The sequence below is a fragment of the Prevotella sp. HCN-7019 genome, assembly GCF_037890215.1.
GTDB lineage: Bacteria > Bacteroidota > Bacteroidia > Bacteroidales > Bacteroidaceae > Prevotella.
In genome coordinates this window covers 514,729-540,108 of the sequence record NZ_JBBKBO010000001.1, presented here as the reverse complement: position 1 = coordinate 540,108, position 25,380 = coordinate 514,729, and the positions used below count along the sequence as shown (strand labels likewise).

Here is a 25,380-nt window from a genome sequence, read left to right as displayed (position 1 = left end):
GCCGGAACGGGAGAAAAAGAACAATGAAAACATCTTACGCGAAAAATTCCTTAATAACCATACTTGCGGTCTGCTCCATTGTCATGGCTACAATGTTATACACCTGTACTGACAACGGATACAGAAAGGAAAACACGAAGAAATATACATTCACCGACGAAGTGCGACTGCGCACCACGCCCGTGAAAAACCAGGGACGCAGTCCGCTGTGCTGGATATACGCTATGCTGGCCACCATAGAGACCGACCGTATCATGGCGGGCGACTCAGTCAACATGTCGCCTGACTATCCAGCGCGCATGTGGATGGCGGACAGGGCACGGCGGTGCTTCCTCTCCGGCGGCGAGGATGTGGTAGACATGCGCGGCGTGGCGCCCATGTTGCTCGGACTGGCAGACGAATACGGACTGATGCCCTACGACCCTTACAACTGCGGAGGCAAGGCAAACTACAACGTTCTTGCACGGCGCACGACGACCGTGGCGCGTCGCTCCACCAATATGTCCGACCTCGACATACGCTGCAACGACATACTCGACCAGGCCGTGGGTTATCTGCCATCACACATCTGGCTATACGGTGCCGAGTATTCTCCGCAACAATTCGCACGCAGTCTGTTTCTTCCGGGCGACTACACTGCCATAACCAGCTTCACGCATCATCCCATGGGCGAATCATTCGCCCTCGAACTGCCCGACAACAAAACGGGTTGCCGCTTCCTCAACGTGCCGATAGACACACTCATGGCGCGCATCACGTCGGCTATTAAGACAGGACACGCCGTGTGCTGGGAGGGCGACATCACCGAGCCGGGCTTCTCCTTTGCACGCGGAACAGCCGTACTGACCGGCAACAAGCCATACACACAGGAGCAGCGGCAGAAGGAGTTTGAGACGCGACGCACCACCGACGACCACTGCATGGCGCTCATTGGTCTGGCACACGACCGGCACGGACGCCGTTACTTCATAGCAAAGAACTCATGGGGAACGGACAATCCGTATGGAGGAATGATGTATCTCGCGGAGGAATATGTGCGGATGAAGACCATAGCGGTAGTGATGCGCACGGAATGAACATTATTTATACAACACTACATAAATCATGATAAAAACCGTAATTCTTGACTTCGACGGCACTATAGCCGACACCAAAAGCATAATTCTCAAGACTCTTCATCAGACAATAGACGAATACGGCATGGCACAACCTTCCGACGACGACTGCGCCGCCACAATAGGTTTGCCGCTCGACGAGGCTTTCGTACGTCTGCTCGGCATCGACCGCAGCGAGGGATTGCGCTGCGCCGCAATCTACCGGCGCCTGTTCGAGGTGAACAACACGGCCGACGCCGTGAGGATGTTCCCCAACGTGGCCGATACAATAAGGCGTATGCACGCCGAGGGACTGACACTTACCATAGCCAGCAGCCGCGGACACCATTCGCTCGCCGACTTCGTGAGCCGCTTCAGACTTGAAGAATGCTTCAGTGCTATCATCGGAGCGGACGACGTAAAGAAAGCCAAGCCCGACCCGGAACCCGTGAACATAATCCTGCAACGGCTCGGTTCTGACGCCGCAAGCGCCATAGTGGTGGGCGACACTGCATTCGACATCACGATGGGACGCCGTGCCGGAACACACACTTGTGGCGTAACCTACGGCAACGGAACACGCGATGAACTGGAGCAGAGCGGCGCCGGAAGCGTGATAGACGACTTCGCGCAACTGCCAGATGTCATTGCCCGTACAACCGACGGCAACATCCTCTGAAACAATATGCCCTATATGGCGTTGCGAAAGAGCCTTTCCCATGCCCTCAAACGGCCTGTTCCGCACTGCAGGAAAGCCCGTTTCACGGCCTCGGAAAGGCCTTTTCGCAGCATAATCACAACGCATTGAATATCAACTTATTACAATCCCGCATAACCGATCGCGGCAAAGACCATAAGCCGGCATACCAGTCAATCAGCCCCAAATACACACCGCACAGGACTCAACTCGCACACAAATATTTGTCATTTGACGCAAAATTTGTATCTTTGCATGGTGCATAAAATATTGTATAAAAGGAAAAAACAAAACAATACATACCGCAATGGAATACAATTTCAGTGAAATAGAGAAAAAATGGCAACATCGGTGGGAGGAACAGAACACCTATAAGGTTGTCGAGGACAAGGAGAAAAAGAAGTTCTATGTGCTCAACATGTTCCCCTATCCGTCAGGAGCGGGACTCCACGTGGGCCATCCGCTCGGCTACATCGCCAGCGACATATACGCACGCTACAAGCGTCTGAAGGGCTACAACGTGCTCAACCCGATGGGATACGACGCCTACGGACTGCCCGCTGAGCAGTATGCCATACAGACCGGACAGCATCCGGCCAAGACAACCGATGACAACATACGCCGCTACAAGCAGCAGCTTGACAACATAGGATTCTCGTTCGACTGGAGCAGAGAAATTCGTACGTGTGACCCAGAGTATTACAAATGGACTCAGTGGGCATTCCGCAAGATGTTCAACTCGTTCTACTGCAACTCCTGTCAGAAGGCGCAGCCCATCGAAAAGCTCATAGAGCACTTCAGCCAGAAGGGTACCGAGGGTCTTGACGTGGCCTGCACAGAGGAGATGAGCTTCACCGCTGACGAGTGGAACGCCATGGACGAGAAGCAGCAACAGCAGACGCTGATGAACTATCGCATAGCTTACATGGGCGAGACGATGGTGAACTGGTGTGCAGGACTGGGCACGGTGCTTGCCAACGACGAAGTGGTTGACGGCGTATCGGTGCGCGGCGGCTATCCCGTTGTGCAGAAGAAGATGAAGCAGTGGTGTCTGCGTGTATCGGCATATGCACAGCGCCTGCTCGACGGACTCGACACAATAGACTGGACCGACTCGCTCAAGGAGACACAGCGCAACTGGATAGGCCGTTCGGAAGGAACGGAGATGGAGTTCAGCGTTAAGGACAGCGACAAGAAATTCACCATATTCACAACCCGCGCCGACACCATTTTCGGTGTCACTTTCATGGTGCTCGCACCAGAAAGCGAACTCGTGGCCGAACTGACCACCGACGAACAGCGCAACGCTGTGGCCGAATACATAGAGTATGTAAAGAAACGTACCGAGCGCGAACGCATCAGCGACCGCAAGGTTACGGGCGTTTTCTCCGGCTCGTATGCCGTAAACCCGTTCACGGGCGACAGCATTCCGGTATGGATAAGCGAGTATGTGCTCGCCGGATATGGCACGGGAGCCATCATGGCCGTGCCTGCACACGACTCTCGCGACTATGCTTTCGCAAAGCACTTCGGACTGCCCATCGTGCCACTCATCGAGGGTGCGGATGTCAGCGAAGAGAGTTTCGACGCCAAGGAAGGCATCGTATGCAACTCACCGGCAGCCGGACGTGAGGCTCTCGACGGCTTCTCGCTCAACGGACTGACCGTGAAGGAAGCCATCGCACACACCAAAGAGTTTGTCACATCTCACAATCTGGGACGTGTGAAGGTGAACTATCGTCTGCGCGACGCCATCTTCTCACGCCAGCGCTATTGGGGCGAGCCGTTCCCGGTATATTATAAAGACGGAATGCCTTACATGATTCCGGAGGAGTGTCTGCCACTGCTCCTGCCGGAGGTAGACCAGTACAAGCCTACCGAAAGCGGCGAACCACCGCTCGGACACGCTCATCTCTGGGCATGGGACACCGCAAACAACTGCGTGACGGACAAGAGCAACATAGACAACCAAACAGTGTTCCCGCTCGATCTGAATACAATGCCTGGCTTCGCCGGTTCATCTGCATACTATCTGCGCTACATGGATCCGCGCAACAACGATGCTCTTGTGAGCCGCGAGGCCGACGACTACTGGCAGTGTGTCGACCTGTACGTGGGCGGAACGGAGCATGCCACCGGCCACCTCATCTACTCACGCTTCTGGAACAAGTTCCTCCACGACTACGGATATTCGTGCTGCGAGGAGCCGTTCCGCAAACTCGTGAACCAGGGAATGATACAGGGCCGTTCCAACTTCGTATATCGTGCCAACAAGCTGGGAAGCAAAGAAAAACCCGTATTCGTATCGCTTGGTCTGAAAGACAACTACGACGACGTCACTCCGATACACGTTGACGTGAACATCGTGAGCGCCGACGTACTCGACATCGAGGCTTTCCGCGCATGGCGTCCGGAATATAAGGATGCAGAATTCATACTTGAGAACGGCAAATACATCTGCGGATGGGCCATAGAGAAGATGTCTAAATCGATGTTCAACGTCGTTAATCCTGACATGATTGTCGAGAAATACGGTGCAGACACACTGCGTCTGTACGAGATGTTCCTCGGTCCGGTGGAGCAGAGCAAGCCTTGGGACACCAACGGAATAGACGGATGCCATCGCTTCCTCAAGAAACTGTGGGCTCTCTATTACGACCGCGACGGACAATTCCTGCCTGACGACAGCGAGGCTACGCCCGAACAGCTCAAGAGTCTGCACAAACTCATAAAGAAAGTATCGCAGGACATAGAGCAGTTCTCCTACAATACCAGCATCTCGGCATTCATGATCTGCGTGGGCGAACTGCAGCAACTCAAGTGCCGCAACCGCGTACTGCTCTCACAACTTGCCGTACTCATAGCCCCATTCGCGCCTCACATAGCAGAAGAACTGTGGCACGCTCTGGGCAACGAAAGCACAGTGTGCGACGCACAGTGGCCCGAGTTTGACGAGAAATATCTCGTGGAAAGCACCGTGCAGATGGGAATCGCCTTCAACGGCAAGCGCCGTTTCGAGATGCAGTTTGCAGCCGACGCCGACAACACCGCCATCGAACAGGCTGTCATGGCCGACGAACGCACAGCCCGCTATATGGAGGGCAAGCAGGTGGTGAAAGTCATCATCGTGCCGAAGCGTATGGTGAACGTCGTCATAAAATAGACATACCAACCATAAAGGAAGACAAAGCCCATCCTGCCCGCACGCTTTCATGTGGGAGGATGGGCCTGTCGGTCTTTATTAAAACCAGCTAATATGTACAAACAAGCCATTCTGCGCGAAGCAAGAGACTACTTCAACATCACGCTAGGCCTGATGCTCTACACCTTCGCATTCACCGTCTTCCTGTTGCCTTATCAGATTGTCACGGGCGGCATCGCCGGTATTGGCGCCATATTGTTCTACGCAACGGGATTCCCGGTGCAGTACACTTTCTTCCTCATCAACGCCGTACTCATTGTCGCCGCACTCAAGATCTTGGGCTGGCGTTTTCTGATGAAGACCATCTATGCCACCTTCGCGCTCACATTTCTGCTCGAAATGGCTCAAGAAGTTGTGGTGAGACCCGACGGCACATTCTACAAACTGTTGGGCGAAGGCAACGACTTCATGTCGCTCGTCATAGGATGTATGCTCACCGGAACGGCCCTGGCAATAGTTTTCCTGAACAATGGCAGCACCGGAGGAACCGATATCGTGGCTGCATCTGTGAACAAATATCACAACATATCGCTGGGAAAAGTGCTCATACTCGTCGACCTGTGCATCATCGGAAGCTGTCTTTTCGTCGACTCGTTCGGTGCCCTCGACGTGAGATGCAAGAAGGTGGTGTTCGGTCTGTGCACCATGTTCATAGAGTGTTTTATGCTCGACTACGTGATGAACTGGCAGAGGCAGTCTGTACAGTTCCTCATCTTCTCAAAGCACTATAAAGAGATTGCCAAGGCCATCACCGACAAGACCGACCACAGTCTGACCATTCTCGACGGACACGGATGGTATACCGGCCGTGAAATGAAAGTCATATGTCTGCTTGCAAAGAAGAACGAGAGCGTCACGATATTCCGACTTATAAAAATGATAGACCCCAACGCGTTCGTCAGTCAGAGCTCCGTTATCGGTGTGTATGGAGAAGGATTCGACCAGATAAAAGTAAAAGTAAAGAAAAATGAAGATAGTATTCGCGACAAACAACAGTCATAAACTTGAAGAAATAAGGCAGATTCTGGGCGAGAGCATCGAAGTGCTGTCGCTCGCTGACATCAATTGCCATGACGATATACCCGAAACGGCGCCGACACTGGAAGGTAACGCCATGATGAAAGCGCGCTATGTGTACGACAAATACGGCACACCTTGCTTCGCCGACGACACAGGTCTGGAAGTGGACGCGCTGGACGGAGCACCCGGAGTTTACAGTGCGAGGTATGCCGGAGGCGAAGGCCACGACTCCGAAGCCAACATGCGCAAGCTGCTGCATGAGATGGAAGGCAAAGAAAATCGCAGTGCACGCTTCCGCACAGTCATAGCACTGATAGAACAGAAGGACGGCCAGCCCGTGGCACATACCTTCGAAGGCCGCATAGAAGGCCGCATATCGCACGAGAAGAAAGGTGCTTCGGGCTTCGGCTACGACCCTATATTCGTGCCGGAAAGTTACGAACAGTCATTCGCCGAGCTGGGCAATGAGATAAAGAACAAGATTTCCCACCGTGCACGCGCTGTGGCCAGACTGGCTGAATATCTGCTTGCAGCCGGCAAATGACGCCGCAGCCACTACGGCAGATACGGCACATTGCGCGTCGCCGTCATATTTCCAACTATCACTCACGCACTTACATTCATATGAAAAAAATATTTTTCCTCGTCGCACTGATGCTCTGCCTCCTACTGACAGACGCATCGGCGGCACCTGTCGGCACCTGGAATGCCTATCCGGCTTACTCGGACATCAAAAGAATAGAGGACACGGGAAGCATTGTTTTCGTGCTCGCCTCCGACGGACTTTATTCATACAACCCTTCCGACCAGAGCATACAGACCTACGACAAGGTGAACGCGCTGAGCGACTGCGGTATAAGCGACATCGCATGGTGCCGTCAGGCGGGACGTCTCGTTGTGGTATATGCCAACTATAACATAGACCTTGTATCAGCCAACGGCAAGGTAACCAACATGTCGGAATACTACAACAAATCGCTCACCGAGGACAAGACAATAAACAACATCACCATAAACGGTACCGACGCCTACCTCTCCACCGGATTCGGTATTGTGAGGATAGACGTGCGCAACGCCGCAATAAGCGATACATACAACCTCGGTGTGAAGGTGAATGCCACCGCGCTGAGCGGCAACAACATCTTCGCCGCAACGGCAGACGGAATGTACCGTGCATCAATGAGTGACAACCTGGCCGACAAATCGAAATGGACAAGATACAGTGCAAAGACATTCACGCACCTGCTCCTGCTCAACGGCGAGCTCATAGGACTGAACAACGGCGAGGCAAGTGTCATGGACAAGACGGCAGACAAGTTCAGAACGTTCTACACTCCATGGTTCAGCAGAGTGAAAACAAGCGGCGAAAGAATAATATGTTACGGCGGAAACCACACCTACATCATCACATCCACCGACAAGAAACAGGACCTGGCGTTCAAGTCAGGTGGCATAGAATACTCTCAGGCCGATGATTCCTACTGGCTGACAGACAATGACGGGAAACTTGCAAAGGGTGTTATAAGCAGCGACAACAACGTGCAGATGTCGCTTACGGGCATCGCTCCCGAAGGACCGGAGTACAACTTCTTCGGCTTCATGAGTTTCATCAACGGCAAACTCTACACCAGTGGCGGACTGGGCACCCCGGAACGCAACGCCTGCATACAGGTTTACGACAAATCGAAAGGCTGGACCATATATCCTGACGACTTCGCAACGACGCTCGGCTACAGATACAGAGGCGCCATGAGCGTTGACGTCGACCCGAAGGATCCAACCCATGTGTTCATGGGTTCGCAGGCCGGAATGTACGAATTCCGCAACGAAGAACTTGTGAACTCCTTCACCATAGACAACAGTCCGCTGCAAGGAGCCAAGACAGTGGGCGACACCGACAAGAAGAACTACACCATCGTGTCGAGCGTCAAGTTCGACAAAGAAGGGCGACTGTGGTGTCTCAACAGCGTGGCTCCGTCGGCTTCACTGTTCGACTACACCGACGGTGAATGGACTTCACACCATAAGAGCGAACTCATGAACAACGAAGGATATTCCATGGCAAATATGGTGGGCATCATTTTCGACAGTCGCGACCTGATGTGGTTCGGCAGCAACGACTGGCGCAAGCCCGCACTGATATGCTACCAGCCCTCGACCGACGGACTGAAGGTGTATTCACGCTTTGTGAACCAGGACGGAACGTCGCTCATAGCCGAAAAGGTGTCATGCGTACAGGAGGATCTTGAAGGCAACATATGGTTAGGAACGGCCGCCGGTCCGCTCATGCTCACAGCAGCAGACATAGCCAACGGCAACGAGACATTCACACAAGTGAAGGTGCCGCGCAACGACGGAACCAACTACGCCGACTATCTTCTCGACGGCATAAGCATCAGCGCTATGGCCATAGACGGGGGAGGACGCAAGTGGTTCGGCACGGACGAGAGCGGAGTGTTCCTCATCAGCGCCGACAACATGACCCAGCTGCAGCACTTCACCACCGATAACAGCGACCTGCTGTCCAACACCATTGAGTCGATAACCATCGACGGAACAACCGGCGAAGTGTTTTTCGGCACAGACAAGGGCCTCTGTTCATACATGAGTGACGCCACACAGACATCCGACAAGATGGACAAAGACAACGTGTACGCGTATCCAAATCCTGTAAGACCTGACTACACGGGACTGATAACCGTCAACGGACTGACACTGAACGCCGACGTCAAGATTGTGACCGTCAACGGCACACTCGTGGCCGAAGGCCGCAGCAACGGCGGAATGTTCACATGGGACGGCTGCGACAAGAGCGGCCGGCGCGTAGCGAGCGGCGTCTACATGGTGCAGACAGCCACGGCCGACGGCAAGAAAGGCACCGTGTGCAAGATTGCAATAGTGAACTGACGCCCGCAGACGCATGCAGAACAATAACAGCCTCATATCATTCATGCAGACATTCGGCATCATACTCGTGGTGCTCGGACACTCCACCTACCAGCTCGGACATGCCGGCCACGTGCCTGCCGTATGCCAATGGCTCTATTCGTTCCACATGCCGCTGTTTTTCTTCATATCGGGCTACCTGCTCAGATACAGCAACGACCGCAACGGCAGACAGCTCGCCGACATGCCTGCATTCGGCGACAAAGGATTCATCACCAGAAAAGTGAAACGCCTGCTCGTGCCTTATGTCATCATATCGAGCGTCGTCTTCTTTCCCAAAGCCATGATGTCGGCCATTGCGCTCCGGCCTGTCGACATATCAGCATGGAGCTATCTCAGCATGCTGCTTTATCCTCAGACCAACGTCATAGGATTTTTCTGGTTTCTGCCGTCACTCTTCCTCATATTCTGCTTCGCCATGTTTGCCGCTAAAACAAAGGTGAAGGTGAACGACATTCTGCTTTTCACGTCTCTTATAATAGTAAATCTAGCCACCCCCGACATAGCACTGCTGGGACTGAACTGCGCCATCTACAACATCATATTCTTTGCAGCAGGCTACATGTTCTGCAAACACAGGCTTGAACTCATCGTAGGCCGCCACGCCGCGTCCACTGCAACAGTCACATTCGCCATATCCGTCGCCCTGATGTATGCACCCGACACGAGCATACGCTTTCTGCTGTCGGCACTCAACGGCACACTGATGAGCATGGCTCTGGCACATCTCTACACAGCCAACGGACTGCATTTTCTCGACCATCTCGAAGGAGCGTCATACACAATATACCTGCTCTCATGGTTTCCGCAGGTTGCCTCACAGCAGATTCTCATATCTATGGTACCCGGCATCACGTGGCACGTCACCACCGTTCTGGCCTTCTTCTCCGGCCTCTACGTGCCTCTGCTGGCATACAGATGGGTGAAAGCCCACAGCGACAGACCGTCGTGCCGGTGGATGACCGTGGCGCTCGGAATGTAATACACGCCAGACAGTAAAACATCACACATAAAACAACATACATAAAACACAATAATGAAAATAGACAAGAAATCACCCCTGACATACATTCTCATCAGTCTGCCGTTCGTCCTTTGGGCCGTCGTCGGCATATATCCGTCGTACGACGACTGGAGTACGCTGTCGTCGCCCAACTTCGATGCCGACTGGGCCAAGTTCTTTCTGCCCTACGGCAGTGTGTGGCGACCGTTCGACGCACTGATGGGCTATGTTGTAGGCGCCGCCCCGCAGCTCTTTCCGGCACTCAACCACGTGTGCATCATCTTCGGCCATCTGCTCGGTGCCATACTGGTGATGAAGCTATCGCAACTTCTGGGCTTCGGTCGTGCGGCACAGTTTGTGGCCACCATATTCTTCTGGATATCGCCGTGCATGCTCGGAACGGTGCTAAGCTGCGACTCACTCAACCAGACTTACTCCCAGATGTGGGGCATGGCAGCTGTGTGGTTCTATCTGTCGGTGAAGGGCAGGGGACGATATACCGCATGGGCTGCGTGCGTTATGCTTGCCGCACTGTCCAAGGACAACGGCATTGCATGGGCCGTAGTGCCACCCGTACTTGCCTTCGCGTTCGGCAGGGAGGACATGCGCAGTGCGTCGCGCCACCTGCTTTTCGGCGTGGCTATAGCCGTAGCATACGGCTGTATAAGGATAGCGCTGCCAAGCACCGAATATTATAACCCCGACTACCACACATTCCTTCTGGCCAAAAAGATAAAGGAGATAGCCATATTCGTCGGCTACACGTGGGTGGCAGCCGACTATGTGAGCATTGTCCACGCCGCATCGCGCTGTCTGCCTCTGGCCGCCCTTACGCTCGTTCTGTCGCTGACGTTTGTCTATATGATGTTCGTGCGCAGTCCGCGTCTGTGGCTCACGCGTCGCTTTGCGGGTCTGGCGGTGTGCATCATCATCGTCATGTCGCCCCATCTGCTCATCAGTCTGAGCGTGATGAACACCTATGCCGGCCTCGGCATGTCGGCCTTGCTCGTGGCATTCGTGGCAGACCACACCAAGCGCCACCACCCGTCGCTGCTCCGCACGGCCTTCGCCATGTATGTGGCAGCAGCTCTCATAACCGACATTCACCATTGGTACAAGGCATATACCACAGCGGCTGTGGGACGCGATATGGCGCGCGAAGCCATACGTCTGGCCGGAAAACCAGTGAAAAATGCCTACTGCGTCATAACAGACGACGACCAGAAGAAGTTCTCATCGTTCTGCGTGCTGCCCCAGGATGCCTTCGGAGCGCAGGCAGCAGCCGTGGCTCACGAGACGCAATACAAATGGCCGCTGCATGCCGAAGACACCATCATACCGCGCGACCACGCCCATGAGGCACGCACAATAGCACGCCGCGTGCTGGATACGGGCAGATTTGACTGTGTGTGGCTGATTGACAAGAGCAGCGTAAGCATAATGAGAAAGGAAAACAAATGAAGAAAGTCTCGATAATAATACCCTGCTTCAACGAGCAGGACAACATAGCCAGACTCTACGAAGCACTGCGCACGCTATTCGCGCAGAACGCTCAGTATGAGTGGGAGGTCATCATGATAGACGACGGAAGCTGCGACGGCACGCTCAGCGAGATAAAACGGATAAACCGCACCGACAGACGCATGAAATACATAAGCCTCTCCCGCAACTTTGGAAAGGAGAGTGCCATGCTCGCAGGGTTCGACCGCGCCGGCGGAGACTGTGCCATCATCATGGACGCCGACCTGCAACACCCGCCATCGCTCATCCCCGAGATGCTCCGTCACTGGGAAGAAGGCTTCGATGATGTGTACGCCGAACGCCGCGACCGCGGACGGGAGAGCTGGCTGCGGCGCCGACTGTCGCTGCTCTACTACCGCATGCTGCAACGCATGGCCAAGATAGAGATACTGCCAAACGTGGGAGATTTCCGGCTGCTCGACCGCAAATGCATAGACTCTATGAAACGTCTGCGCGAAACACAACGCTACACCAAGGGTCTGTACTGCTGGATAGGGTTCAGAAAAAAGAAGATAATGTTCGACCAGGGCGACCGTACCAAGGGCCGTTCCTCGTTCAACTACATGCGCCTTTTCGACCTCGCCGTGGAAGGCATAACGTCATACACCACCGCACCGCTGCGCATTTCGACATGGGTGGGCATACTCGTTTCGTTCGTGGCATTCATCTACATGTGCTACGTCCTCGTGAAAACCATCGCCGTGGGCGATCCCGTGCAGGGCTATCCCACGCTCATCATAGTCATTCTTTTCCTCGGAGGCATGCAGCTGCTCTCGCTCGGCATCATAGGCGAATACCTCGGACGTGTGTTCAACGAGACCAAACGCCGGCCGCCATACATCATCAGAGAGGCCGACAGCGACAAGCCTGCGGACGGCAACAAGGCATAGACCGCCTGACGCAGGAGCCGTCAGAGCGTGCCACGGAACATGAAAACAGCTGTCTGAAGGATGGCTGCCATTGCATACGAGAATGCGTTATGAAGCACAAGAATGATTCTGTATATTTATGCAAAATCTGAATCTTGGAAATGAATAAATATACAGCGCAACCCGAAAATACGGCGATTTTTTCGAGCAACCGCCTCCTCGGACGCAAATACGCGATTCTCAGAGACTTTACGCAAGACGTTGACACACAACTATTTGCGCAAAGCCGCAGAGCAACACGCCCACCGACGGCCTGCGAAACGGCCCATTTGAGCATGCGATTAAGCCCATATCAGGGCGCGATATGGTTCATTTCATGCCCTAATAATGCGCGTTTCATGGGCCAGAAAAGGCTCTTCCGCAAACCGATACTTCATATACCCCTCTGTAACGAAGAAAAAGCGGAGTTGTTCTTCATACCGTCTTACATCAAAACATAGTTTTTTGCGCCCCGCCGTTTTCTATTTTGAAAAAAATTTTTGTCAAGATTTTTTACTGTCAAAAATGAATATTTATGCAGTTACGGGCCGTTTACGGCTTTTCGGTCAGCCGCCCGTCATAATGCGGAACAGCCGTAAACAGCAGCATAAATAAATGATGAGGACAACGCGCCGCAGCAAGACCGACACCCGCGCAGCGCCATGCGTCATATCAGTCCCAGCTGGCGCGCCATGCGACACGCCTCTATCGAGTTTCTCACCTGCAGCTTGCGGAGTATGTCCTGACGGTGGCGGCTCACTGTGTTGATGCTTATCGACATGGCCGCAGCTATGTCCTTGCTCATCATTCCGCTGTCTATCAGGCGCAGCGTCTGCTTCTCGCGCTCGCTCAGAATGTTTCGGTCGTCATCGTTGTTCAGCTCCGTCACACTGCCGTCCACCGTGTTCACTATCGTCGTGCGCCACTCCAAGCCCTCCGGCAGCGGACCGTACAGACACATGGCAAGCCACAGTCCGTCCGACGACGAGGCCGACACGTAGAACATGCGGTGCAACGCCCTGACGTAGCTTCCTCCTGCCGACTTCATGCGCAGCGTCGTTATGAGATGATAGTCGCCCCTGCGACGCTGCGGCCGGTGCTTTATGAAGTGGAAGAAGCGCAGTTCTTGCAGATACTTGTCGGTAAGATCGTCTGGGTGTATGCGCTTCAGGATCTCCTCCTCCCATATGGAACACACCTCGTCGTGCTCACCCTTACGGTCGAGTCCTATCACCCGCGCATATCTGCCATAATATATATAGCTCGTGTTGGTGCGCATATCGCTCAGCACCGCCACCACATTCTCCGTCATGGCATAGCACAGCGCCGCGGCCTTATAGCGTTCCAGCTCGTCGCGATGGAACGACAGACCGTCAAAATCCTGCCCTGCGAGCACACGACTCAGTTTGTCTTTAAGTTTCATTTCCTACCGTAAAATGGTTATTAATGAGCATTGCAGATATTGCGGAGCGTGCATATCTTTGCATCGGAAATATGTAATGAAAAAGGTATGGGCATAACATGACGCTATCATCCGCAACCCGTTGCATTTACAAAGATAGTGAAAGGTGAGAGCAATAGCAAAAAGAAAAACAAAGTTTTTACAGATTTTGATATTGCCGAGCCGCATCCTATCTTATGCCATACCATAAATACTACGACACCGCTAATCTGAAAACAAACAACAATCGTATAATAACAAAACAATTAAAAAACAATGAGAACAATAAGACAACTTGCAATCGCAATGCTCATGGGCCTCGCAGCGCACAACGCCACAGCCCAGACTCTGGAGAAAATGCAGTGGTTCAACGAACCGGAACAGTGGAAAATAGAGAACAACGCACTCACGATGTCTGTCACACCTAAGAGCGACTACTGGCGCATCTCGCACTACGGATTCACCGTTGACGACGCTCCGTTCTACTATGCCACATACGGTGGCGAGTTCGAAGTGAAGGTTAAGATAACCGGAAAATACAAACAGCGCTTCGATCAGGCAGGACTCATGCTGCGCATCGACCACGAAAACTACATAAAGACAGGCATTGAGTATGTGGACGGAAAGTATAACCTCAGCGCCGTAGTGACTCATAAAACATCTGACTGGAGCGTAATCGAGCTCGACAAGGCCGTGCCTTACATCTGGATAAAGGCCGTAAGACGCCTCGACGCAGTGGAGATATTCTATTCGTTTGACGACGTAAACTATACGCTCATGCGCAACGCATGGCTCAAGGACAACACTCCCGTGATGGTTGGACTCATGGCCGCATGCCCCGACGGCGACGGTTTCGACGTGACGTTCGAACACTTCAAGGTGAAGCATCTGCCCGATATGCGCCGTCTGGAATGGCTGAAGAAAAACGCGGAATAAAATATAGGGGAACTTACATTATGACTGTGTAAGCACACTTCCCATCCCGCGGAATACTTTGTTTCATGTTACAATAAATGGCTGTGCCGTAGTTTACGACACAGCCATTTGCTTATTATCCGCTCTTTGGCGTCTGTTTATATCATGAATTCAGGAAAATCCCGAACTGTTCCGCATTACCGCGGCATACGGTCAGCGCCACGTCAGTTTTATGAACTTGTTCTCCCATGGACTGAACACGGGTTTCTGACTGCCCTGCAGAGGCTCTCCCGTTACGTCGCAGACGGTTATTCCGGTGATGTCTATCACGTCCGACTTGATGCTGAAAGCCGTTTCCTTTCCGCCTATTTCCCTGAGCTGCATGATGACAGCCTTCTCGTTGTCCACCGGTTTCATGTTCACGAGCAGCAGATTCGAAGGCATGCCGCTCATCACCTGCACACTCTTCTCCGTCGTATCAGGCGCACCGGCATCAGCCTGAAGCACTCGTGTGAAGAACGGAATGCGGTTCTGCCATGCGAAACGGGTGGCGTATTCGGTCGAAGTGTCGGCCGTGGAAGTGATGAAATAGCTCCACTGCATCTCTCCCATCTGGTCGGCGTTGAAGTTGGTCACCCAATAATTGTTCATCGGCCACGAATACATCTGCGTGCTCTGCGGCGTTGCGCCGGCCTGATAGCGGCCTGTGTTGATTGCGCCGAACTGCATGAGCGGTATCTCCTGACTGCCCATCACAATCTGCATGCTGTCGTTTCGCGCAGCGGCAAAGTTCTGTACGGTGTACCAGTCGTTCGAGGAACCTTTTATCTGATCCACTCCCGCCTCGATGGTTCCGCCCGGAACGTCAAGGAAAATCTTTCCGTCGGGCACCTGATACGGGAAAGCCACATAGACAGCCTCAGGATCAGTGACTGCCTTCTTGCGCAGACGATAGACCACTTCTATCTTTTTCTCCACGTTGTATATGCGGTATTCCACCATCAGATTGTTGGCGTCGCGTCCCGCAACGGTCTCACCACGGAAGCGGTAGGTATCCCATACAGGGCCTTTCTCGTAGCGTTCGAACATCATCTTCTCCGGTCTCCGGCGGGTGAACTGCGGCGCACGATACTGCTCCATGGGATGACGGCTGTCGGCTGTTTCGTATATGAACTCGCCCATCTGCCACTCTGCGTCCGGCGCGAGCAGCGTACGGCCGGTCTCTTTGTCGGTTATGGCGGCTATGGTTCCCCTCTCCGGGTTGAACCCTATGCTGTACCAGCGGTTCTCCACATGCGTGTCTGCCAGCCTCTCCATGGACGCTGTGACCTTTGCCGGAGCGTTTTTCACCTTTATGTAATAGCGGCTGTAGCCCATGGCCGGCACGTCCTTGACATACAGATACCAGTATGTGCCGTCCGAACGGCTCTCTCCTGCCTGTGCGGCTATGGGCGTTCCGTCGGCTGATGTTATCTCAAAGTCCTTGTCGCGCGGCAGTATCTGATGGTCTATATACACCTTCGCTATGCCGCTGTAGGTCCATCCGAGCGTATTGAATACCGCCACTGACGGCACAACGGCCTTCTCCAGACGACTCTGCAACAGTCCCATGGTGGTCTCGCCCAGCAGTCCTGCGTGACGGTAAGCCTCCCAGGCATACGACTGTTTGAGCGAACGCTGCTCCCATGTCTCCAGTCCGTAGGGGTTGCGCACGCTTTCGCTGTGACCGAATGTGTGCTCGTCGTAGAAGAGCAGGGCCTCATTCACGTCGGCAATATCGGTGCTCACGCCGTCCGGCAGTGCCACACCCATTGCCTTGGCCATTGCCAGTCCACCCTGCGCGGCAATGATGTTGGAGTGGGTTATGCGCGATATCGCCGCCTCACGGGCTCCGGATGCGAAGCCGTCGGTCCACCAGTCGGGCCATGCTCCGCGCACTGTGGCTATGTTGTCAGGATAGCGCTGTTCCACCGTTTTTATAAATTCTGTAGCCACTGCCGTGCGCAGCTTGGGCCATTCATACTTCTCGTTCCATCGTTTCACCATCTCGCAGCTCTTTGTTGAAGGCGGCGCGTTGTCGGTGAAATAACCAGAATGCTGTGCGGCGCAGATGTCGTAAGGATATCCTTTCGCCTCAAGCTGGCCGAGATATTCGAGCACCCGTGTCTCGAAACCCGCAAAATCGTCGGTGTTGTGTATACCGAAGAAGTTGCCCTGATTGTAATGTTCGGCTCTGTAGGCCAGCACTTTCTTGCCCGATGGCGACTGCCACCAGAACACAGTAGGCATGTCAAAGCAGATGAGGGCGCGGTGACCGTGCGTTCCCATGTTCACATATTTAATGCCGGCATCGCTGAAGAACTCTGTGAAACACCATCCCATACCGTTCACATCGTCCTGCATGGCCAGCTCGGCACGCATTCCGTTATCGCGGAACTGCTTCACAGGAGCGAGTGAGGCTGCGAGAGTCTGCTCGTCGGGAAGCTCGTCAAAGTTAAGGAACATCGTCGCAAGCTCTATCCGTCCTTCCTTTACGCGGCGCTTCAGACGCTCTATCTGTTCCGCCGGACGAGTCTTCAGATATTCACTCACAGCCCACGACACCTCGCAGGTCCATCTGAACTTCGCCGCGTCAGGATAATTGTCGGTCGCGTCGCAATAGTCAAGCGCATAATCAATGTATCTCAGATGCTCTGCCAGAATCTCCATCTGCGAGCGCGTATATCCTATGTCGGTGTGAGTGTGCTGCACAAGATTCATCTGCCAATGGCGCGCGGGCTTCACCTCAACCTTGCTTTTTGCGACCACACGGTCGCCGTTCTTCACCGTAAGCGTGAGTTTCGTGGCCTTCTTCACCTCCGGGATGTAGATGCTGAAACGGTTGTCACCGTCGTTCAGATTTACCCTCTGAGTGGCCTTACCCAGCGTGCACACCACCGAGGCTGCGCCTTTACTCTTCATGTTTATCCACACACAGCGCGCCTGTTCGGCCGCCTCCGTCTTGTAAACTGCCGGATATATCGTCGTACGCACGTCCGAAATCTCCGGTCCGGATGACTTCTGCGCCATGGTACCAACATGTATGGCCATGACGAAACTGAGAAGAAAGAAAAACCGCATTCTCATAATAAAATCATGTGTAAAGTTAAAGTATGAATAGATTCAGTTTTTACGGTTATATGGAAAGCCGTATCCGGAAAAGTCATCACATCTGACATGTCATGCCGAACCGCCGCCTTTCTTTTGCAAAGATAGTGAAAGGTGAGTGCAATAGCAAATGGAAAAACAAAGTTTTTACAGATTTTGATATTGCCGAACCGCATCCTGTCTTATTTAAAGATAGCGAAAGGTGAGAGCAATAGCAAATGGAAAAACAAAGTTTTTACAGATTTTGATATTGCCGAACCGCATCCTGTCTTATTTAAAGATAGCGAAAGGTGAGAGCAATAGCAAATAGAAAAACAAAGTTTTTACGGATTTTGATATTGCGCGAACAGCATCCTATTATATACTTCGACCGCCGGAACAGCAAACGACAACGGCCGCATCGCGTGACTGTTGTCCACGTATGCGGCCGTTGTTTTATTTATATGCACTTGCAAATGGCGGCTCAGAACTGCACTGTGTTGAGATACTTGTCCACGAGCATGCCGTCAGCAGGCTGCAGGTTGAGTGTGAAGCGACGCTTTGCCTTGAAGCGGATGGTCATCAGTTCGCCATCACCCTCGATATAAGGTTTCTCGCCCAGATTGACGAACGTCGGGTAGAGCGCCTTCTGTCCGCTGGTGTGCAGGCGGTCGTTAGTGAGATTGCGCATCTCCTTCAACCGTTCGGCGTCTGTTCCAATGTACTCCATGTCCTGCTGATTGTAAGGCAACGCGAAGCTGATGGCATTGACCGAGCGCAGGCCTTTTCCGCTTACTTTTATCACGACAGTCTCACCGGCGTTGTACGTTTTCTTGTCCGATGTTATGCTGATGCTTCCCTTCACCGGCTCAACCTTGCGGCTGCTAACGCCCGTCTCGAGCTCTATGCCCACGCAGGATATGTCGAACGCGTCTATCAGACCGTTACCGTTGAGGTCGCCACGACTGATGTATCCTTCGAAATCTGCATCGCCACGGCGCAGACCTGTGTAGTTAGTGTACGACGTCAGGTCGTTCTCGTCGATGCGTCCGTCGTGGTTTATGTCTCCAGGAATGTAACTCTCAGAACCCGGAACTCGGAAGACATACATCTCACGGCCCGATCCGAACTTGCCCACTGCCTCACTCACAGCCACACGTATGTAGCGTGCCACGGGCTTATCCTTGAATTCGAAGGTCTTGGTGTCGGCTCCCTTCCAGTCGAATGTGCCCGCTTCGGTCCAGTTCTTCTTATCCATACTGTAATATACAGTACCTTTGAGCAGAGTGCCGTTGCCGGCATCTGTGCGCGGCAGATAGTCGAAACGGTCTATGCGGTTGATGCTGCGCAGATCGACAGTCAGGTCGAACGGCACGGCTGCGGTGCTCCACTTGGTGTGCCATGTATCGCCCTCGTCGAAGTTGAACAGCCTGTCGGCCTCCTGGCCACCCTGATTCTCACACGACGTTTCGCCGCGTATGCCCCTGATGGCGAACTCGAGCGGGTCGGACTTCGTCGTAACACTGCGGCTTGTCCATTCGGATGCGCCGTCGGCATTGACAGCCCGCAACTTCAGCATGTAGACCGTCTCCGGCTTCAGTCCGTCTATGAGCAGCGAGCCGCGGCGTATGGTCGAATAGGTCATTCCGTCGAACTCTATCTCGTAATAGTCGGCATTGGCGTCGTTCTGCCACGTAGGCGTTATGTCATAAGCACCTGTATTGTCGGCCATTACGTCGAATTCGGGCGCGGCAAGCCTGCCCTTGTGCGTAAGCATACGGTCGGCCGGAGCATACTCATATCCTTTCACCGTTAGCACGATGTCGCCCGCGGTGATGTCTCTTGAGGCCAGTTTCACATGCAGCACAGGGTTCTTCACCACATTCAACCGGGCCATATCGCTGCCGGCAGTAGCAAAGCGGTTGAGCTCGGGCGACTCCTCATAGAAGAACATATCGGCTCCCGCAGCCAGCTCATCCATCGATGACACCTCCATCAGACGCACTTTACGGCCGGCATATCTCGCCGTTATCTTCTCCGGTCTTGAGGTCATGTCCACCTTGATCCACGTGGCCTTGTCTTTCACCATGCCGCGGAACGAACCCTGAGTAGCATCTATTTTTATCGTGGCCACATCCTTATCGAGCTGTTGCGACAGGCGGGTAGTGCAGCCCTCGCCGCGCAGATAGGCACCGGTGCGGCCGTCATCGTCGTACTCGGTGAACTCTGTCGTGCCACAGGGATAAACCTCATATATGCGCAATGTGCTGTCGGCCTGCGCCACATTATTGTGTGCCGTGGTCATGGGCAGTATGGCTCCGCGCTTCACAAAGAGCGGCATCTTCCACAGCGGAGCATCGAAATTGTTTATTATTCTGCCTCCTCGCCACACGTCTCCCGTGAAATAGTCCACCCATTCGCCTTCGGGCAGATATATGCCGTCGCGTATGTCGTTGCCCTCTTCGTCGGTCTGCGTGGCCTGATATACGGGAGCCACGAGCACGAACGGTCCGTAAAGGAACTGATACTGAGTGCGTGTGCCATAGGTGTAACCGCACGGATTGTCGAGAAACATGGCGCGCACCATGGGTTTGCCCGTCACTGCTTCGCGCGCAATGCTGTATGTATATGGCATGAACTCCGACTTCATCTTCAGATACCAGCGGTTGATTGATGCCGTCGGCTCGCCGAGTATGTGCGGATACTTGGGGTTGGAGCCCCATCCGTCCATGTTGAGCTGCATGGGCGTGAACGTCTTCCACTGGAAGTCGCGCACGTTCACGGGCACATTCTTTCCGCCGAATATGCCGTCCATGTCGGAACAGATGTTGGGCTGTCCGGACAATCCGCTGCCGATGTATGTGGGGATGTGGAAGCGGATGTACTCCCATTCGCCGCCCGTCTGGTCGCCCGTCCACACACCGGCATAGCGTTGTGTGCCGGCCCATCCGTCGAGCGAGATGATGAACGGACGCGCGTCGGAGCCGTAATAATTCATGATGTGGCTCACGTCGGCTATGCCGTTGAGTCCGAACGAATAGCCTGCACCCACCCACGCCACGTCGGTCTTGAGCACACGTACGCCGGCATCGCGCACTTCCTTCACGATGTCGCGCTGCAGCAAGGCGCTCACGCCCTCCTTGGGATGAAGGTCCGACTGCGTCCACAGTCCTATTTCCACACCCTTGGAGCGGGCATAACCGGTGAGCGACGCAAGGTTGGCAATGTTGCCGTCGAGCGATTCGGTCTGTCCGTATCCGGCACCGTATCCGTCGTTTGGCAGCAGCCAGCCCAGCGGCATGTCGTGCGCGGCGTAGCGGTCTATCACGGCACGCGCCGAGAACTGGTAGTTGTCCTTCTCGCCGTTGAGCGACTCGCGTGTGCCGCCGTTGTCCTTCTGACTCTCCTTATAATGTCGGCCGTCCTCAAAGAGTATGCCGTCCTTGTCTTCCTTCCAGTAATCGCGGTTGTAGGCATTGAGATGACCTTCGTAGAAACCGAACTTCGGCAGGAGCACAGGATTGCCCGTGAGCTGGTAGAAATCGGCGAGCAGGGCCTCGGGTGTGGCGTCGACCATGAAGAAGAGGTCAAGATAAGGTGCCTCGTGACTAAGACTGATGGTGCCCGGAACGGTGGCTCCGAAGTCGTAACTGCCCCGTTTGAAGGTGTGCCACATCACACCGTATCCCGCCGTACTCCAGCAGAAAGGCGTCGGCGAGGCCACCCCGCCGTCGGTCCAGTTGTTGGTGTTCTCTATGGCGATGATGCGGCCCTTGTGGCTGAACCGTCCGTTCTGAACTCCTCCTCCATAGAAATATTCGTCTTCGCGTTCCTTCAGTTTCACCGTGGTGGTGCCCTTTGAGCCGAACTCAACAGGCGCAGCGGCCTCGGCAACTGTCTGTCCGTCGCTCAGGCGGATGATGCGGAAGAGTCCGCTTCCGCGGTCGAACACCACGCGTATGCTTCTGGTAGATATGGCCGTCTCCGTACTGTTGTCGGTCAGCACTATGCATCCGGCGTCGCGCCGCGGACTGTCGGCCAGTATGCGCGCCTCAGGTTTGGCTTCCGGGTCGCGTATGATGCCACCCTTGATGTCCATGAACATTCTGAAGATGTTGTCGCCGTAGAAGTCGAGCGTCATGCGTGTGCTGTCGGCGAACACTATCTCCGCCGCGGCGGGGTTAATCATCCTTGCCGACACAATGGCCTGACTGTCGCCGTCGGCTGACGATGCCGCCGGTCTTTCGGCGCACGTCCCGTCTGTCACGGCCGCACCTGCCGTGCCGTCAGTGGCACACAGCGGCAGCGCCATGGCAAGTATCAATGCTTTGTCTGCTCCCATTTTTACAGGTTGAGTATGTTTGTTTTAGGTTTTTGAGTTTACGTCCTCAAAAGTACACAAATATTCATGCACAACCAAACGAAACGCCGATATGTTTTCATACGCAGTCATAGAAGCGGTCATTACGGGGCACGCAGCACACCGCAGCAGGCACAACCGAAGACGTGGCACATGTCGTCGGCACGTCAGGGACATCATCGTGTAGACGCCTTATATACCGGAAAAAATGAATAAATATTCATTCTCAAAGTAAAAAATTTTGACAAAAATTTTTCGCAAAATAGAAAAACGGAGAGGGACAGAGAGGGGATGACGGAGTGCAAAACAAGCTTTTCGGTGACAGTCAGATTGCTGCTGCATGACGTGAAAAATGACAGTGCTTTGCGGAATGGGCTTTATCAGGGTGCGAAACGGTCTGTTTCATGGTGCGATATTGAGCATATCAGGGGATGATATGGGCAATATCAGAGGCTGAAACAGGCTGTTTCGCAGCACGGTTTGGAGGCAGTCGGACCGCAATAAAACGCAAGTGACTGACTGTCAGCGCCATACGCAGCCCTCTCAAAACTCGCGAATTTGCGACCGAAGACGCAGTTGCTCGAAAAAACGCGAGTATTTTCGAGTTACGGGTGAATATTTATTCACTACTCAGGCGCATTGTTGCATATTTATGCAAAGCCGCATCCGGCCGTACACCACGCATCAGAAGCCGTACGGAGCGAGCTCACCGGCACAACTGCAGCGTCCGTTGCTCCCGTCAGCGCAGCGGTCCATGTTACACAAAATCGGTTTACGGCCGCTCTTTCTTACACAAAATAGTTAAATATACATAAATATGTCTGTTCGTGATGCAGCATTTTAAAATTTTCCGTCTTTCGTTTATATATCTATATAGAGAACGTTTTACTTTATTATGCGACATTGTGTGCAGAGGCACATTGTCCTGTCTGCTGAACCTGAATATTCATAAATAAACATTATTATAAACATACACTCTGTTAGAAATGAAAAGAGGATTCTTGAAATCGTTGTTTGCAGGCGTATTCTTATGCATCGCCTGCCACACAGCCGTAGCCGGCGATACAACGCCCGACTATGCTTCCATGGTTGACACTCGTATGGGAACGGTGGGCAAACCAGGCCCCAACGGACTGGCTTCGGGCTTCACCTTTCTCGGCGCCACCTATCCGTTCGGAATGATGCAGCTCACTCCAACCCATTTCGAACCGCAACGCGGCATCGTGGTGAACCAGATATCGGGAGGCGGATGCCCGGAGATGGGCAACTTCCCGCTCATAGCTCTGTCCGGACGTCTGGACAAATCGCCCAACGACATGGGCTCATTCCCGTTCTACAAGGACATCCTTGCGTCGCAGGCAGGCTATCTGTCGCTCGAATACAAGGACGGCGTGAAGTGCGAGACAACGGTGTCCAAGCGCAGCGGAGTGGTGCGCATGACGTTCCCTTCGTCGGCATCTGAAGGCACGGTGATAATAGGCAGCGGCGTATGCTCAACCAAACTCACCAACGCACTGGTGAAGATCACATCGCCCACAACACTCGAAGGATATGCCGAGGGCGGCGACTTCTGCGGCTATCAGACCGACTACCGCGTGTATTTCGTGGCCGAATTCAACACTCCTGCCAAAGTGCAGGGCACATGGATAAGGGAAGACATGAAGGACGGACGCCTCACCATAGGCGGCAGCAACTCGGGTGCTTACTTCACGTTCGACACATCGGGCGGCCGCACAGTAGAATACAAGGTGGCCATCTCGTATGTATCTCTTGCCAACGCACGCGAGAATCTGCAGAAGGACAACGCCGGACGTGACTTCGAACAGGTGCTGGCCGATACCCGCGCAGAGTGGAACAGACACCTGGGCAAGATTGAAGTGACGGGCGATGCAGACCGCATGAAGCAGTTCTACACGCACTTCTATCACACGCTCATCCATCCAAACGTGTTCAACGACGTCAATGGCGAATATCTGGGAGCCGACTGTAACGTGCACAAGACGGAACCGGGACGCGACTATTACACCACATTCAGCGCATGGGATACCTACCGCACACAGAGCCAGATACTGGCAGTGCTCTATCCTAAAGAGAGTTCGGACATGATGCAGTCGCTCGTCGACTTCGCCGAACAGAGCGGAGGATACGGCCGCTGGATTCTCGCCAACATCGAGACTGGCGTCATGCACGGCGACCCGACACCTGTCATAATATCCAACACCTACGCTTTCGGCGGCCGCGACTTCGACCTGAAGAAGGCATATGAGTACATGCGCAAAGGTGCTCTCGAACCTCGCACCTACTCGCAGAACGTAGAGGTGCGCCCGGGATTGTCCAACTACATCGAGAAAGGCATTGAGAATGCATCGCTCTGCCTTGAATACACATCGGCCGACTATGCCATCGGACAGTTCGCAAAGCAGGCACTTGGCAACAACAAGGACGCCGCCTTCTTCATGAACCGCGCTTCCAACTGGAAGAATCTATACGATCCGTCAACACGCTGGCTGCGTTCGCGCCACAACCATGACATGAGTTGGAAGAAGCCGGACGACGACTGGCGCGAGGCAACTAAGGAAAACTACTTCTGGATGGTGCCTTACGACCTTGAGACTCTCATCGACACAATAGGCGGAAAGACCGCTGCCGAGAAACGTCTCGACTCACTCTTCGTGCGTATTGACGCCGGTTACGACGACCACTTCTTCGCTGCGGGCAACGAACCTGACTTCCAGGTGCCTTGGATATACAACTATGTGGACAAACCTTACAAGACTTCGGCCATCATCTCACGCATACTACGCGAGGCTTACGACTCGTCACCGTCGGGCCTTCCGGGCAACGATGACTGCGGAGCTATGGGTTCATGGTACATGTATGCGTCGATAGGACTTTACCCGATGACGCCGGGCGTGGCTCAGTTCTGCATCAATATGCCGCAGTTCTCCGACATTAAGATTCATCTGCCGGGCGGTCTGCTACAGATAAAGGGCGGCAAGGACGGACAGTACATCAATTCCATGCGTCTCAACGGCAAGACCTACAACTCGGCATGGATAGACTGGGACATGCTGAAGAACGGCGGAACAATAACCTACAAGGCTTCGGCCAAACCCAACAAGAAATGGGGACTGAAGAAATAAACGG

Annotated in this window: 15 protein-coding genes; 12 read left to right on the top strand and 3 right to left on the bottom strand. The window is 53.7% G+C overall.

Annotated features, from left to right (window positions below):
- The first annotated feature begins 23 nt into the window (after nucleotides 1–23).
- The 9 genes from WKT13_RS01900 to WKT13_RS01860 all read left to right on the top strand — a co-directional run bounded on the left by WKT13_RS01900 (nucleotide 24) and on the right by WKT13_RS01860 (nucleotide 12,373).
- The gene (locus WKT13_RS01900; RefSeq protein ID WP_340322584.1) at nucleotides 24–1,076 is read left to right on the top strand and encodes a C1 family peptidase; all 1,053 of its coding nucleotides are present in this window, start codon (nucleotides 24–26) and stop codon (nucleotides 1,074–1,076) included.
- A gap of 28 nt (nucleotides 1,077–1,104) precedes the next feature.
- Nucleotides 1,105–1,773 carry an HAD family hydrolase gene (locus tag WKT13_RS01895; RefSeq protein WP_340322583.1) on the top strand — a complete coding sequence of 223 codons (669 nt, stop codon included), beginning with the start codon at nucleotides 1,105–1,107 and terminating at the stop codon, nucleotides 1,771–1,773.
- Between the two features lie 325 nt (nucleotides 1,774–2,098).
- Nucleotides 2,099–4,954 carry a leucine--tRNA ligase gene (gene leuS / locus WKT13_RS01890; RefSeq protein WP_340322582.1) on the top strand — a complete coding sequence of 952 codons (2,856 nt, stop codon included), beginning with the start codon at nucleotides 2,099–2,101 and terminating at the stop codon, nucleotides 4,952–4,954.
- 93 nt (nucleotides 4,955–5,047) lie between these two features.
- On the top strand, nucleotides 5,048–5,995 hold the full coding sequence (locus WKT13_RS01885) for a YitT family protein (RefSeq protein ID WP_298619069.1): 948 nt from the start codon (nucleotides 5,048–5,050) through the stop codon (nucleotides 5,993–5,995).
- Nucleotides 5,961–6,557: a non-canonical purine NTP diphosphatase gene (locus WKT13_RS01880; protein WP_340322581.1), complete on the top strand. Its 597-nt coding sequence runs from the start codon at nucleotides 5,961–5,963 to the stop codon at nucleotides 6,555–6,557. The genes WKT13_RS01885 and WKT13_RS01880 overlap by 35 nt, the downstream gene beginning before the upstream one ends.
- Nucleotides 6,558–6,637: 80 nt before the next feature.
- A complete protein-coding gene (gene porZ, locus WKT13_RS01875; RefSeq protein ID WP_298619071.1) occupies nucleotides 6,638–8,920 on the top strand; it encodes a type IX secretion system anionic LPS delivery protein PorZ in 2,283 nt (760 codons plus the stop codon).
- A 13-nt stretch (nucleotides 8,921–8,933) separates the two neighbouring features.
- The gene (locus WKT13_RS01870; RefSeq protein ID WP_340322580.1) at nucleotides 8,934–9,941 is read left to right on the top strand and encodes an acyltransferase family protein; all 1,008 of its coding nucleotides are present in this window, start codon (nucleotides 8,934–8,936) and stop codon (nucleotides 9,939–9,941) included.
- Nucleotides 9,942–9,995: 54 nt separating this feature from the next.
- Nucleotides 9,996–11,423 (top strand): hypothetical protein, encoded by a 1,428-nt coding sequence (locus WKT13_RS01865; RefSeq protein ID WP_340322579.1) that lies wholly within the window; start codon nucleotides 9,996–9,998, stop codon nucleotides 11,421–11,423.
- The gene (locus WKT13_RS01860) at nucleotides 11,420–12,373 is read left to right on the top strand and encodes a glycosyltransferase family 2 protein (protein ID WP_340322578.1); all 954 of its coding nucleotides are present in this window, start codon (nucleotides 11,420–11,422) and stop codon (nucleotides 12,371–12,373) included. The genes WKT13_RS01865 and WKT13_RS01860 overlap by 4 nt, the downstream gene beginning before the upstream one ends.
- A gap of 685 nt (nucleotides 12,374–13,058) precedes the next feature.
- On the opposite strand, the gene WKT13_RS01855 is transcribed toward WKT13_RS01860, so the two are convergent.
- On the bottom strand, nucleotides 13,059–13,814 hold the full coding sequence (locus tag WKT13_RS01855) for a response regulator transcription factor (RefSeq protein WP_340322577.1): 756 nt from the start codon (nucleotides 13,812–13,814) through the stop codon (nucleotides 13,059–13,061).
- 324 nt (nucleotides 13,815–14,138) lie between these two features.
- Between WKT13_RS01855 and WKT13_RS01850 the strand changes: the two genes are divergently transcribed.
- The gene (locus tag WKT13_RS01850) at nucleotides 14,139–14,768 is read left to right on the top strand and encodes a DUF1349 domain-containing protein (RefSeq protein WP_445323553.1); all 630 of its coding nucleotides are present in this window, start codon (nucleotides 14,139–14,141) and stop codon (nucleotides 14,766–14,768) included.
- Between the two features lie 192 nt (nucleotides 14,769–14,960).
- Here the strand turns inward: WKT13_RS01850 and WKT13_RS01845 are convergent, their stop codons facing one another.
- Nucleotides 14,961–17,873 (bottom strand): glycoside hydrolase family 38 N-terminal domain-containing protein, encoded by a 2,913-nt coding sequence (locus WKT13_RS01845; protein WP_340322576.1) that lies wholly within the window; start codon nucleotides 17,871–17,873, stop codon nucleotides 14,961–14,963.
- A gap of 135 nt (nucleotides 17,874–18,008) precedes the next feature.
- Between WKT13_RS01845 and WKT13_RS01840 the strand changes: the two genes are divergently transcribed.
- Nucleotides 18,009–18,188, top strand: a complete 180-nt coding sequence (locus WKT13_RS01840; protein ID WP_340322575.1) for a hypothetical protein — start codon at nucleotides 18,009–18,011, stop codon at nucleotides 18,186–18,188.
- A 169-nt stretch (nucleotides 18,189–18,357) separates the two neighbouring features.
- On the opposite strand, the gene WKT13_RS01835 is transcribed toward WKT13_RS01840, so the two are convergent.
- Nucleotides 18,358–22,215 (bottom strand): TIM-barrel domain-containing protein, encoded by a 3,858-nt coding sequence (locus WKT13_RS01835; protein WP_340322574.1) that lies wholly within the window; start codon nucleotides 22,213–22,215, stop codon nucleotides 18,358–18,360.
- Nucleotides 22,216–23,219: 1,004 nt separating this feature from the next.
- Between WKT13_RS01835 and WKT13_RS01830 the strand changes: the two genes are divergently transcribed.
- Nucleotides 23,220–25,376, top strand: a complete 2,157-nt coding sequence (locus tag WKT13_RS01830) for a GH92 family glycosyl hydrolase (protein ID WP_340322573.1) — start codon at nucleotides 23,220–23,222, stop codon at nucleotides 25,374–25,376.
- The last annotated feature ends 4 nt before the right edge of the window (nucleotides 25,377–25,380 follow it).

Excerpts from the sequence above, each read along its gene's own strand:
- WKT13_RS01885 (WP_298619069.1), top strand. The coding sequence starts at position 5,048 with ATGTACAAACAAGCCATTCTGCGCGAAGCAAGAGACTACTTCAACATC.
- WKT13_RS01845 (WP_340322576.1), bottom strand. The coding sequence starts at position 17,873 with ATGAGAATGCGGTTTTTCTTTCTTCTCAGTTTCGTCATGGCCATACAT.
- WKT13_RS01835 (WP_340322574.1), bottom strand. The coding sequence starts at position 22,215 with ATGGGAGCAGACAAAGCATTGATACTTGCCATGGCGCTGCCGCTGTGT.
- WKT13_RS01900 (WP_340322584.1), top strand. The coding sequence starts at position 24 with ATGAAAACATCTTACGCGAAAAATTCCTTAATAACCATACTTGCGGTC.
- WKT13_RS01830 (WP_340322573.1), top strand. The coding sequence starts at position 23,220 with ATGAAAAGAGGATTCTTGAAATCGTTGTTTGCAGGCGTATTCTTATGC.
- WKT13_RS01865 (WP_340322579.1), top strand. The coding sequence starts at position 9,996 with ATGAAAATAGACAAGAAATCACCCCTGACATACATTCTCATCAGTCTG.
- leuS (WP_340322582.1), top strand. The coding sequence starts at position 2,099 with ATGGAATACAATTTCAGTGAAATAGAGAAAAAATGGCAACATCGGTGG.
- porZ (WP_298619071.1), top strand. The coding sequence starts at position 6,638 with ATGAAAAAAATATTTTTCCTCGTCGCACTGATGCTCTGCCTCCTACTG.
- WKT13_RS01855 (WP_340322577.1), bottom strand. The coding sequence starts at position 13,814 with ATGAAACTTAAAGACAAACTGAGTCGTGTGCTCGCAGGGCAGGATTTT.
- WKT13_RS01850 (WP_445323553.1), top strand. The coding sequence starts at position 14,139 with ATGCTCATGGGCCTCGCAGCGCACAACGCCACAGCCCAGACTCTGGAG.
- WKT13_RS01880 (WP_340322581.1), top strand. The coding sequence starts at position 5,961 with ATGAAGATAGTATTCGCGACAAACAACAGTCATAAACTTGAAGAAATA.
- WKT13_RS01860 (WP_340322578.1), top strand. The coding sequence starts at position 11,420 with ATGAAGAAAGTCTCGATAATAATACCCTGCTTCAACGAGCAGGACAAC.
- WKT13_RS01870 (WP_340322580.1), top strand. The coding sequence starts at position 8,934 with ATGCAGAACAATAACAGCCTCATATCATTCATGCAGACATTCGGCATC.
- WKT13_RS01895 (WP_340322583.1), top strand. The coding sequence starts at position 1,105 with ATGATAAAAACCGTAATTCTTGACTTCGACGGCACTATAGCCGACACC.